The sequence below is a fragment of the Nocardioides sambongensis genome, assembly GCF_006494815.1.
In the GTDB taxonomy this organism is placed as follows: Bacteria; Actinomycetota; Actinomycetes; order Propionibacteriales; family Nocardioidaceae; genus Nocardioides; species Nocardioides sambongensis.
This window is the reverse complement of sequence record NZ_CP041091.1, coordinates 1,899,913-1,911,566: the sequence shown is the minus strand read 5'-3', so window position 1 is coordinate 1,911,566 and position 11,654 is coordinate 1,899,913. Positions and strand designations below refer to the sequence as shown.

Below are 11,654 nucleotides of genomic sequence, written 5' to 3'. Positions count from 1 at the left end.
GGGGTGGCGCGAGGGCGTTACTCCTGCGAGGTGGCGCTGTCCCAGCTGCTGTTGGCCTCCTCGAAGAGTCCGCTCACCTTGCCGCCGAAGGTGAACACCACCAGGACGATCGCGGCGGCCACGAAGAAGGCGAGCAGGGCATACTCCGTCGCCGTCGCTCCGCGTTGGCAGCGACGGTTGTCCGGGTCGCTCGGGCGCAGGTTAGCCATGGCCTTCGCCGCGAGACCTGTCGGGAGCATGCATGGGTCGGACGGCTCACTTGGGGGTATCGGCGCCGCTGCCGCGGTCCTCGATGCTGTCCGCGGTGTCTTGGAAAGCATCGGAGATCTGGTCGCGCAGTGCGACCACGGCGACGATGATGACGGCGGCGATCAGCGCGACGAGGAGTCCGTACTCGACGGCGGTGGCGCCGCGCTGCTCCGCCCTCGCCATCCGGGCGTTGAGCAGGATCTGCAGGTACTGGACCATGGGGCGGTCTCCTTCGACGAGCATGAAGCGTGTTGTCCCCGGGGCGCATGACCCCGTCGGCGTCAACTCTGGCGGGCGATCGGCGGGAACGGTACGGGAGATCGTCTCGTTCTGCCTAGTTCTTTGTGACTAGATGGCGTGTTGGTCACCGTGCGGGCGGCTGGACGATGGAAAGCAACCCGATCCGCATCGCGGTGACCAGGGCCTGGGCGCGGTTCGCGGCGCCGAGCTTCTGGTAGATCCGGGCGATGTGGGACTTCGTGGTCGACTCCGACAAGTAGAGCTGCTGGCCGATCGCGGCGGCGTTCAGGCCCTCGGCCAGCAGGAGCAGCACCTCGTGCTCACGTTCGGTCAAGGCGGTGGACTCCGCTCCCTGCCGTCGCATCATCGCGCCGACCAGGCCGGCGCAGACGAAGGCCTTGGGGGAGACCGAGGAGTGGCGCGCTGCCTTGATCACCTCGGTCGCGGGAGCGTCCTTCCCGACGAAGCCGGAGGCGCCGGCCTGCATCGCCGCGAAGATCTGGTCGTCGCCGGAGTGCATGGTGAGCACGACCAGGCCCACGTCGTCGCGCTCCTTGCGCAGGGTGCGGACCACGTCGAGGCCGGTGCCGTCCTGGAGCTGGAGGTCGGTGATGACCACGTCGGCCCGGTTCTCCCGCGCCGCGGCGATGCCCTCGCTCACCGTCGCCGCGGTGGCCACGACGTGCATGTCGGACTCCAGGTCGATGACGGCACCGAGGCCGTTGCGGATCAACTCGTGGTCGTCGATCAGCACCAGATTGATGGCGTGGTCACTGCTGATCGGTTGCTCGCTCATCGGGGTGTGGTCTCCTGGCGTTGTTCCGGGGGATCTTCGTGCAACGGTCGGAGCCTGACCGCGACGGTCATGCCCCGGCTGGCATTGTCCCGCACATCGAGCTCTGCGCCGATCAGGCGTGCCCGTTCGCGCATGATCTTCAGCCCGTGCGAGTCGGTGCGGGCGGACTGGAGTCCCACGCCGTCGTCGGTCACCGTGATCGTGGCGGCCGGCGGCGCGACGCGGCACAGCACGTCGATGGTCTGTGCGCGCGAGTGCTTGACGGCGTTGTTGATCGCCTCCTGGGCGATCCGGAACAGCTCGGCCTCGACCTCGGGCCGCAGCCTGGTGGGCTGCTCCTCCAACCGCACCTGGATGGCGATGCCGGAGGCCTCGGAGAGGTGTCGTGCCACGCCCCCGATCGCCGCGCCCAGGCTCTCGCTCTCGCCGATGCTGGTGCGCAGGTTCATCACCGACTGCCGCACCTCGGCCACCACCTTGGTGACCCGGTCGCGCAGAGTGGCGAACGCCTGGGCCTGCTGCTCGTTCGCCGCGCCCGCGGCCAGGGCGTCCACGATGTAGCCGAGCGAGGCGATGTCCTGCGCGACGCCGTCGTGCATCTCCCGGGCCAGCCGCTGCCGCTCGTCGGAGGTGGCCGCATCGCGGAACTGGGTGAACAGCAGCGCCGTGTCCAGGCGTACGGCGGGGGCCGCCACCTGCTCCCGGAGGTCCTCGATCACCGCGGGGTCGAGGTCCACCTCTCCGTCGGGGTCCAGCAGGCCCGCGACCACGGCGTGGTCGCTGACCGCGAAGGCGAACGCCCGCTCCTCGACCACGGCGTCCCCGCGGGACCAGGCCTCCAGGGCTCGGGTCTCGCAGACGGCGGCATCGGACCCCGTGGGCTCCGGGCGCGAGCCGACCGGGGTCAGTCCGTCGCCCCGTGGGACGTAGAGCGTGGCGGCCCGGGTGGGCAGGTGGTCGCCGAGGACGCCGAGCAGCTCTCCGCTGAGCGCGGCCGGGTCGAGCCCGGAGCGCAGGTTGCCGGAGAGGTCGATCAGCTGCCGGATCAGCTCCTGCGCCTCGTGGTAGGGGCGCAGCTCGTCGGCCGCGGCACGGTCGGCGGCGAAGGTGAATCCGCTCGCCAGTCCGAGGCCGACCCCCGCCATCGCCCAGGTCAGGACCGAGACCACCTCCTCGCTGGTGAGCGCGCCCTGCCAGGTGACGCCGACCACGCAGGTGGCGATCACCTCCAGCGCGACGGTCAGCGGGATCGCCTTCAGGCCCTGGGAGAGGGTCGCGAAGAGCGGTGGGACCACCAGTGCGGCCAGGATCGTCGGCGAGGACTCCATGCCGACCGCGCAGACGATGCCGACGGCGACCGCCTCGACCGGGGGAGGGAGCGTCAGGTCCAGGTCGCGCCGGATCGCGGCGACCGTCTGGTAGGTCCAGACCATCGCGATGCCGAGCAGCGCGAGCAGACCCTCGGGTGGGCGGAACCAGAGCGTCGGGGCGCCGATCGCGAGCAGCGCGAAGAGTCGGCCGAGGGCGAGGATCGTGTACGCCTGGTCGTTCGGCATGAACTGTTTCGGCACCCCGGGCTCCTCAGCGGTTGAAGGCGTCCATCGCGCTGAGCACGGCGGGGCCCATGACGACGACGAAGAGGCAGGGGAGAATGAAGAGGATGAGCGGGACCATGATCTTCACCGGGACCTGCTGGGCACGCTCCTCGGCGTACTGGCGCCGCTTGAGCCGGATCTCCGCCGACTGGACGCGCAGCACCTGACCGATCGAGACGCCGAAGGTGTCGGCCTGGACCATGGCGGCGACGAAGGTGTGCAGGTCGTCCACGTTGCTGCGTCCGGCCATGGAGCGCAGCGCCTCCGCGCGGCTCTTGCCGAGCTGCATCTCGCGCAGGGCCCGGGAGAACTCCTCGGCCACCGGTCCGTCGGTGTGCCGTGCCACGTGCTGCACAGCGGCATCGAAACCGAGGCCGGCCTCGACGCTGATGGTGAGCAGGTCGACCGCGTCCGCGAGGTCCTTGCGCACCCGGTCGGCGCGCTTGGAGGCGGCGTTGAACAGGTAGATGTCGGGCACGAAGAAGCCGCCGACGGCACCGACGAGCGCCAGCAGCAGCATCCAGCTGCCCGAGGCGCTGAGCAGCAGCCCGTAGACCACGGCGCAGATCGGGACGACGACGGCGGACATCACCTTCAGCGACACGACACGGTCGACGGACCACTCGCGCGGGTTGCCGGCGAGGTCGAGCTGGTGCCGGATCCGCTCGGTCTTGTCGGCGCCGGTGATCCGGCGGCCGACCGCCAGCGCGCGCCGCTGGAAGGGAGCCAGCACGCGGTCGGCGAACGGCAGGTCGAGCTCGGGCTCGACGTCGGCCGCGGTGTGTCCGGACCTCTCCAGGCTCTGCAGCGCGCGTGCCACCCCCGCGGACGGCCGATCGCGGGTGAAGGCGGCGAGCGCGGCGACGGCGGCCGCCAGGAAGAGGGTGAAGGCGAGCAGGAGCAGCATCGTCACACCTCCACCTTGATCAACCGGGACATCCAGAGCACCCCGAGGGTCAGCCACACCACGCTGCCCACCAGCAGGATCAGGCCGCGGGCGTCGGAGACCAGCGGAGCCAGGTAGTCCGGGTTGGTGACGAGCAGGAACAGGGCGAAGAGCGGCGGCAGCGAGCACAGGATGATCGCGGACATCCGGCCCTCGGCCGAGAGGGTCTGAACCTGGCGGCGCAGGTACTGCCGCTCGCGCATGGTCCCGGCGACCGTGACCAGCAGCTCGGCCAGGTTGCCACCCACCTGACGCTGGATCCGGATCGCCATCACCACCCAGGCGAAGTCGGAGCTGTCGAACCGCTCGGCCACCCCGTCGAAGGCGTCCTCGAGGGAGAGGCCGATCCGGTTCTCCACCAGCACCCGCTTGAACTCCGAGGCGATCGGCTCCGGTCCCTCCCGTACGACGGTGTCGACCGCCTGCGGCAGCGAGAGTCCCGCGGCCAGGGCGCTGGAGAGGATCTGCAGCACTTCGGGCAGGTTGGTCTCGAAGGCCCGTCGGCGCCGCTCGGTGCGCAGCTGCAGGTAGCCGGCCGGAGCGAGCAGTCCCAGCACCAGGAAGACGATGCCCACCAGCAGGTTGCCCTGGCCGACCAGGAGTCCGATCAGCGCGCCCAGCACGGCGCAGCCGGCCTGGAGGACGATCCACTCCGAGGCCTTGAAACCGCTTCCCGCGCTGGTCAGCCGGCGGCTCAGCCGCTCGTCGAGACCGCGGTTGCGGGCCAGCAGGCCGGCGGCGGCGGCCCGCACCGGGGCCAGCACGGATTCGCGCGGCTCCTCGGGGGCCGTGCGTCCGGTGGGCGCCTGCCGCCCGGAGGTGTAGGCGGCGACGCGGTCGGCGACGCTGGCCGGGGCCGGACGTCCGGGGATCAACAGGATGCCGACCAGCAGCAGCGCGGTGCCGACGGTGGTCACCCCCGCGACCAGCACCCAGCGGGGAGCGACCCAGCCCCCGGTCGGGTCTCCTGCCTCGGCCTGGGGCACGGTGCCCGCGTCGTCGACCTGCTGGATCGGGGCGAGGGTGCTCGCGACGAGGTCCTCACCGTCGGTCGGCAGAGTCACCGTCACCTGGGCCGTCGAGGCGTCGAAGCCGGCCGGCAGCGGCGCGGTCACCTGCACCTGCCCCCTCAGCCTCACCGCCTCCTTCCGGAACGCGAGGGTGAGGCTGCGCTCGGTCGCCGGCAGCACCTGGCCGTCGCCCGCGGTCGCCATCGCTTCCAACGCGGCCCGCGCCTCGCCCTGCTGGCCCAGCGACACCACGTCGAGCACGACGTCGGCGTCCCCGATCCGCTCGGTGAGCTCGTCCAGGCCCACCGAGCTGCCGGTGTCGGCGCCGTCGGAGAGGACCAGCAGCGACCGCGAGCCGGCGTCGCCGGCCAGGTCGACCGCCGTCGCCACTCCGTCGTAGAGCAGGGTGTCCCGGCTCAGTCCGAGTCCGCCGACCACGGCCCGGGCGGCCTCCCGGTCGGAGGTCGGCTCGAGCGCCACCTCCACGTCGCTGTCGAAGGTGACGATGCCCACCTCGACGTCGTCGGGGACCACGTCGAGATAGGTCAGCGCCGCCCGCTGGGCCGCGGCGAAGCGGCCGTTGCGGCGCATCGAGTTGCTGGTGTCGATGGCGAGCACCGCGGTCCGCTGGACCTCGCCCTCCTCGCCGGCCGGCGTCGCGGTGACGTCCAGCGGCACGCCGTCCAAGGAGGCGGTGACGCCGTCCAGGTCGGGGGAGGAGCCGGGCGGGACGTCGACCACCACCCGGAGCCGCTCGCCGTCGGAGTCAGCGTGTGCGATCGTCGCCTCCCCGTCGGCGGCGTGGCCGGGGCCGGCGATGAGCACGGCCGCCACGATGAAGCCGATCGCGGCCACCAGGCGGCGGATCACAACGCGCCCGTCCTGAAGACCGTGGGGTCGACCGGCACGTTCGCGTAGCTGAGCTTCTCCAGGAACTTCGGGCGCAGGCCGGTCGGGCGGAGGCGACCGAGCGCGCGGCCGTTCTCGTCGTACCCCGCGGAGCCGTCGAAGACGAAGATGTCCTGGAGGGTGATCACGTCCCCCTCCATCCGCTCGACCTCGGTGATGTGGGTGATCCGGCGGGAGCCGTCCTTGAACCGGTTCTGGTGGACGATCAGGTCCACCGCGGCCGAGATCTGCTCGCGCACCGCCTTGATCGGCAGGTCCATCCCCGCCATCAGCACCATCGTCTCCAGCCGGGAGAGGGTGTCGCGAGGGCCGTTGGAGTGCAGCGTGCAGATCGAGCCGTCGTGCCCGGTGTTCATCGCCTGCAGCATGTCGAGCGCGGAGGCGTCGCGGACCTCGCCGATCACGATCCGGTCGGGCCGCATCCGCAGGCTGTTGCGCACCAGGTCGCGGATCGAGACCTCGCCGCGTCCCTCGATGTTGGACGGACGGGACTCCAGCCGCACCACGTGGTCCTGGGCCAGCTGCAGCTCGGCCGCGTCCTCGATCGTGACGATCCGCTCGTCGGTCGGGATGAACGAGGAGACCGCGTTCAGCGTGGTCGTCTTGCCCGCGCCGGTGCCGCCGGAGACCACGATGTTGAGCCGTCCCCGCACGCAGGCAGCGAGGAAGTCGGCGGTCGCCGTGGTCAGCGACCCGAGGTTGATCAGGTCCTCGATGGTCAGCGCGTCCGCGGCGAACTTGCGGATGGTCAGCGCCGAGCCGTCGATCGCCAGCGGCGGGATCACCGCGTTGACGCGGCTGCCGTCGGGAAGCCGCGCGTCGACCATCGGGCTGGACTCGTCGACCCGGCGCCCGATCCGCGACACGATCTTGTCGATGGTGCGGCGCAGGTGGGCCTCGTCGGTGAAGTGCACGTCGGCCTTGACCAGGCGTCCGCGCCGCTCCAGCCAGATGCTGTCGTAGGCGTTGACCATCACCTCGGAGATCTCCGGGTCGCGCAGCATCGGGTCGATCGGACCGAAGCCGAGGATGTCGTCGGTGATCTCGCTGGTCACCCGGGACCGGTCGGCGTTGCTCAACGGCCGGTCCTGGGCGCCGAGCACGTCGGCGAGCACCGTGCGGACCTGGTCCTCGAGGTCCGACTGCTCCATCTCGGCGTCGTAGAGGCGGGGGCCGAGCTCGCGCAGCAGCTCGGCGTGCACCCGCGCCTTCAGTTCCTCGAGCCGGTCGGTGTCGGCGCTCAGCGCGCGCCGCTGCGCGGACCGCGCCGACGCCCCCGGAGCGGCGGTGGTGGCCGCGGAGCGACTCGCGATCGGGCCGCCGGTCGGCGCCGCGGCGGCGGAGCTGTGCTTCGGGGCTGCCGCCGGCTCCTGCGCCCGCGACTCCGTGCGGTCCTGGCCGCCCGGGTCCTGCCGCTCCGCCTCGCGGCGGGCGGCCTCCAGGCGTTCGGACAGACTGGCCATCAGTTCCTGCCGCGGCGGAACAGGCCGCGGGACCTGCCCTCGTCGGCCGGCTTCGCGTCGGAGCCCTCCACCGGCTGCCCGGTCATCAGGCCCGCCAGGCCGCGGAACGACTGACTCGCCACGTGGTCCGGCGCACCGAGCACGATCGGCGTGCCGGCGTTGGTCGACGCCGCGATCTCGATCGCCGTGGCCACCCGGGCTGCGACCGGCATCCCGAGGATCGACTCGACCTTCTCCACCGAGATCCCGACCGCGTCGTCGGCCCGGTTCAGCAGCAGGTGCCGGTGGCCCCGGGCGATCCGGAGCAGATCCATCGTCTCCAGCGCCACCTTGACGTTCTTCAGCGTGGGTACGTCGAGGGTGGCGACCACCACGCACTCGTCGGTCTCGTCGAGGGCGGTGAGCGTCGCGTCGTCGAACGACGGCGAGGTGTCGACGACGACGTAGTCGAAGCCCTCGCGCAGCGCGCGCAGCGTGCGCGAGATCAGCGCCGGCGTGATCCGCTCGCGGACGTCCGGGTGGGACGGGGCGGCCAGCACCGTCAGCGAGTCCTCGTGCCGGGTCAGCAGGCCCTCGAGGAGCCCGAGGTCGATCGCGCTCTCCGAGCCCACCGCGTGCTCGATGGAGTGGGTCGGGAAGAGCTGCATCGTGATCGCGACGTCCCCGAACGCCAGGTCGAGGTCGACCAGGCACACCTTCCGGGCGCCGCCGTCGGAGAGGGCGAGGGCGAGGTTCACCGAGGCGGTGGTCTTGCCGACCCCGCCCTTGGGGGAGAAGACCGTGACCACGCGCCCGAGCCTGCGGGCGCCGGCGGGGCCGCGCAGCGCCGCGTGGAGCTGGTGAGCCCGCTCGACGGCGAGCGTGAGCGCCTTCTCGTCGTCGCCGCGTACGACGTCGCGCACCCCGGCGTGCATCGCCCGGGTCAGCACGTCGGTGTCGACCGCGTCGCGGACCAGCACCAGGCTCACGGTGGGGCGCTGGATGCGCAGGTCCTCGGCGACGCCGACCGCGGCGTCCAGCGCGATGCTGGGCCCGAGCACGACGACGTACTCGTCCGGGTGCTGGTCCAGCCAGGCGGTGAGCCGGTCCTCGGTGCCGACGGCGTGCGATCCGGTGGGCAGTGCCCGCTGCAGGTCGACGATGGCGGTCGCATCGGGTTCGACGATCACTGGCATGACGCGGTTTCCCTCACTCGAAGACGTTCGAACCGTCGACGCCCTCGTCGGCTCGCACCTTACTCTGGTCGTTGAGCAGGGCGACCGACAGCGAGCCGATGGACTGGGCGAACAGGACCCGCTCGATCTCCCTCTGGGTGAGCGCCACGGTCAGCAGCGAGGTCTCCCCGCCCTGGTCACCGCCGGAGCCCGGAGTCGCGGTCTCCCCGCCCACGGCGAGCACCTGGACCCGCTCGAGCAGCACCTTGCTCGAGCTGCCGTCCTGGGTGAGGAAGACGGCGACATCGGCACCCGGACGGATGAAGTCGCCGACCCGGGCCGCGCCCTCCACGGACACCGACTGGGCCAGCTTGCCGGCCGGGATGATCAGGTCGCTGTCGGCCTCGACCTCGTCCTTGCCGCCGAACTTCTGGGCGATCAGCTGTTCGCCGGGATAGATCCGCACCCGCGCGTAGTCCCCGCCGAGATCGTCGGTGGAGTCGGTCGCGCCGTCCAGTTCCTGCCCCTCCGGCACCGGGAGCAGGTCGACCCGGCCGTTGGCGAGGGACTCCTCGATCGGCTCCCCGGGTGCGATCTCCTCAGTGGCGACCAGCAGCCGGACGGTCCCGTACTCCTCGGCGGCGCGGGTCTCGGCCCCTCGGGCGTAGACGAAGACAGCGGCGACGCCGAGGGCCGCCGCGAGGACGGCGACGAGCAGCAGTACCAACCTGCGGCGCTCCATCAGGTCCCTCCCCAGTCCGTCTGTCGACCCCGCGCTGCCGGGCGAACGATCGTCCGTCCCGCTGCGCGCCCCGGTGGGCGCGGCAGGTTGCAGGGAAGGCCGAGGCTAGCGGCATCGGTGGGGCGAGGACGAGGGACACCCCGAGAATCGGGCGTGCGGGTGCGGCCTCCGGGCGGCGCGCTCAGCGGTAGAGGTCGGCGATCGCCTCACGGAACTCGCGCATCACGACGTTGCGCTTGAGCTTGAGGCTGGGGGTGATCTGGCCGGCTTCCTCGGTCCAGTCCTCGGCCAGGATGGTGAACTTGCGGATCGACTCGGCCTTGGAGACGGCCTCGTTGGCGTCCTCGACCGCGGCCTGGATCTCCGCGCGCAGGTCCGCGTCGTCGACGTTGTCGGCGATGGACCCGCTCTTGCGGTGCCGCTCGGCCCAGTCCGGGAACACCTCGGGATCGATCGTGACCAGAGCGCCGATGAACGGCTGCCCGTCGCCGACGACCAGGCACTGGCTCACCAGGTGGTGAGCGCGCAGCCGGTCCTCGAGCACGGCGGGGGCAACGTTCTTGCCGCCGGCGGTCACCAGGATCTCCTTCTTGCGTCCGGTGATCCGGACGAACCCCTCGTCGTCGATCTCGCCGACGTCGCCGGTGTGGAACCAGCCGCCGTCGGTGAGGGCCTCCGCGGTGGCCTCGTCGTTGCGCCAGTAGCCGGTGAAGACCTGGCCGCCGCGGAACAACAGCTCGCCGTCGTCGCTGACCCGGACGCTGGTGCCCGGCAGCGGGCGGCCCACGGTGCCGACCTTCTGCGCGTCGGGCAGGTTCACGGTCAGTGCGGCGGTGGACTCGGTGAGTCCGTAGCCCTCCAGGACGGTCAGGCCGATCCCGCGGTAGAAGTGACCCAGCCGCTCGCCCAGGGGGGCGCCGCCGGAGACCGCGTGCGTGCAGTTGCCGCCGAGCGCGGTCAGCAGCTTGCCGTAGACCAGCTTGGCGAACAGCGCGTGCTGGGCCCGGACCCGCAGCGGGACGCGGCCGTGGTCGAGCGCGCGCGAGTAGGTGATCGCGACCTCGGCCGCCCGGTTGAAGATCCGCCCCTTGCCCTCGGAGGCGGCCTTCTGGGAGGCGGTGTTGAAGACCTTCTCGAAGACCCGGGGGACGGCCAGGATGAAGGTGGGCTTGAACGCGTCCAGCGAGGGCAGCAGGTTCTTGATGTCGGCGCTGTGCCCGAGCCGGGTGCCGGCCTTGATGCAGCCGACCTGGATGATCCGGGCGAAGACGTGGGCCAGCGGCAGGAAGAGGAGCGTCGAGGCGCCCTCGGTGTCGAAGAGGCGCTGCAGCTCGTGGACGGCGACGGTCAGCTCGGTCTCGAAGTTGCCGTGCGTCAGCATGCAGCCCTTGGGACGCCCCGTGGTGCCCGAGGTGTAGATCAGCGTGGCCAGGTCCGCCGGCCCCGCCTCGGTACGACGCCGCTCGATCTCGTCGTCCTCGACACCGGCCCCGAGCCGGACCAGCTCGCCGACGGCGTCCTCGTCGAAGGCCCAGACATGCTCGAGGCCGGGCAGCCCGTCGCGGACCGACGCGATCCGCTCGAGGTGGGTGGCGTCCTCGGCGACGACCGCACGGGTGCCGGAGTCCTCCAGGATCCAGGAGATCTGCTGGGCCGAGGAGCTCTCGTAGATCGGGACGGTGACCGCACCGGCGAACCAGATCGCGTAGTCCAGCAGGGTCCACTCGTAGCGGGTGCGCGAGAGCAGGGCGACCCGGTCGCCGGTCGCGATCCCGGCGGCGGCCAGCCCCTTGGCCACGGAGACCACCTCGGCGAGGAACTCCGCGGCGGTCACGTCCTGCCACGGGCCGTCGTCGCCGACCGGGCGGCTGAACAGCACCTTCGCCGGGGTGTCCGCGGCATTGCGGACGACGTCGTCGGTCAGGTTCCCGGTGCTGGGGACGGTGACCGTCGGTGGGGTCGAGTACTCGCGCACGTTCACTCCTCGTCGCCGGGCGGGGGCGTCGGCACCGGCCGGCGCCGAACGGCCCGAGGTTACCGCCGGGTCACGGGTGCTCGCCGTACCGACCCCCTCGGTTCGGGTAGCCTGCGGCCATGGCCGAACAGACGTCCTCGTCGATCACCGTCGATGCGCCCGCCGCGGACGTGATGGCCGTCATCGCCGACTTCGGGTCCTACCCCTCCTGGGCCAAGGGCGTGACTGTCGCCGAGATCCAGGAGCGCTACTCCGAGGCGGACCCGGACGCGCGGGGCAGGGCGCGGGAGGTCTTCTTCGCCCTGGACGTCTCCCCGATCAAGGACGAGTACACCCTCGCCTACGAGTGGGACGGCGACCGCTCGGTCACCTGGAGCCTCGTCGAGGGCAAGATGCTGCGCTCGCTCGACGGTGCCTACGTGCTCAGCGAGTCCGGCGGACGCACCGAGGTGACCTACCGACTGGCGCTCGACGTCTCGATCCCGCTGATCGGCATGCTCAAGCGCAAGGGCGAGAAGATCCTGATCGACACCGCGCTCAAGGGCCTCAAGAAGCGCGTCGAGTCCGGCGCCTGA

General features: G+C 71.6%; 11 protein-coding genes. 1 reads left to right on the top strand and 10 read right to left on the bottom strand.

Annotated features, from left to right (window positions below; genetic code table 11):
* Nucleotides 1-17: 17 nt before the first annotated feature.
* The 10 genes from FIV43_RS08920 to FIV43_RS08875 all read right to left on the bottom strand — a co-directional run bounded on the left by FIV43_RS08920 (nucleotide 18) and on the right by FIV43_RS08875 (nucleotide 11,079).
* Nucleotides 18-209 carry a Flp family type IVb pilin gene (locus tag FIV43_RS08920; RefSeq protein ID WP_141013843.1) on the bottom strand — a complete coding sequence of 64 codons (192 nt, stop codon included), beginning with the start codon at nucleotides 207-209 and terminating at the stop codon, nucleotides 18-20.
* Between the two features lie 46 nt (nucleotides 210-255).
* Nucleotides 256-468 (bottom strand): Flp family type IVb pilin, encoded by a 213-nt coding sequence (locus tag FIV43_RS08915; RefSeq protein ID WP_141013842.1) that lies wholly within the window; start codon nucleotides 466-468, stop codon nucleotides 256-258.
* A gap of 145 nt (nucleotides 469-613) precedes the next feature.
* A complete protein-coding gene (locus tag FIV43_RS08910; RefSeq protein WP_141013841.1) occupies nucleotides 614-1,285 on the bottom strand; it encodes a response regulator transcription factor in 672 nt (223 codons plus the stop codon).
* Nucleotides 1,282-2,856, bottom strand: a complete 1,575-nt coding sequence (locus FIV43_RS08905; RefSeq protein ID WP_141013840.1) for a sensor histidine kinase — start codon at nucleotides 2,854-2,856, stop codon at nucleotides 1,282-1,284. Before FIV43_RS08905 ends, FIV43_RS08910 begins: the two co-directional genes overlap by 4 nt.
* A 10-nt stretch (nucleotides 2,857-2,866) precedes the next feature.
* Nucleotides 2,867-3,787 (bottom strand): type II secretion system F family protein, encoded by a 921-nt coding sequence (locus FIV43_RS08900; RefSeq protein WP_231123946.1) that lies wholly within the window; start codon nucleotides 3,785-3,787, stop codon nucleotides 2,867-2,869.
* A 2-nt stretch (nucleotides 3,788-3,789) separates the two neighbouring features.
* A complete protein-coding gene (locus tag FIV43_RS08895; protein ID WP_141013838.1) occupies nucleotides 3,790-5,706 on the bottom strand; it encodes a type II secretion system F family protein in 1,917 nt (638 codons plus the stop codon).
* A complete protein-coding gene (locus FIV43_RS08890) occupies nucleotides 5,703-7,208 on the bottom strand; it encodes a CpaF family protein (protein WP_141013837.1) in 1,506 nt (501 codons plus the stop codon). The genes FIV43_RS08895 and FIV43_RS08890 overlap by 4 nt, the downstream gene beginning before the upstream one ends.
* Nucleotides 7,208-8,383, bottom strand: coding sequence for an AAA family ATPase (locus FIV43_RS08885; protein ID WP_141013836.1), 1,176 nt, complete (start codon nucleotides 8,381-8,383; stop codon nucleotides 7,208-7,210). The genes FIV43_RS08890 and FIV43_RS08885 overlap by 1 nt, the downstream gene beginning before the upstream one ends.
* 13 nt (nucleotides 8,384-8,396) lie before the next feature.
* Nucleotides 8,397-9,104 (bottom strand): Flp pilus assembly protein CpaB, encoded by a 708-nt coding sequence (cpaB, locus tag FIV43_RS08880; RefSeq protein ID WP_141013835.1) that lies wholly within the window; start codon nucleotides 9,102-9,104, stop codon nucleotides 8,397-8,399.
* Between the two features lie 181 nt (nucleotides 9,105-9,285).
* A complete protein-coding gene (locus FIV43_RS08875) occupies nucleotides 9,286-11,079 on the bottom strand; it encodes an AMP-dependent synthetase/ligase (protein WP_141013834.1) in 1,794 nt (597 codons plus the stop codon).
* Nucleotides 11,080-11,198: 119 nt separating this feature from the next.
* Here FIV43_RS08875 and FIV43_RS08870 point away from each other — a divergent pair, with 119 nt between their 5' ends.
* Nucleotides 11,199-11,654 (top strand): SRPBCC family protein, encoded by a 456-nt coding sequence (locus FIV43_RS08870; protein ID WP_141013833.1) that lies wholly within the window; start codon nucleotides 11,199-11,201, stop codon nucleotides 11,652-11,654.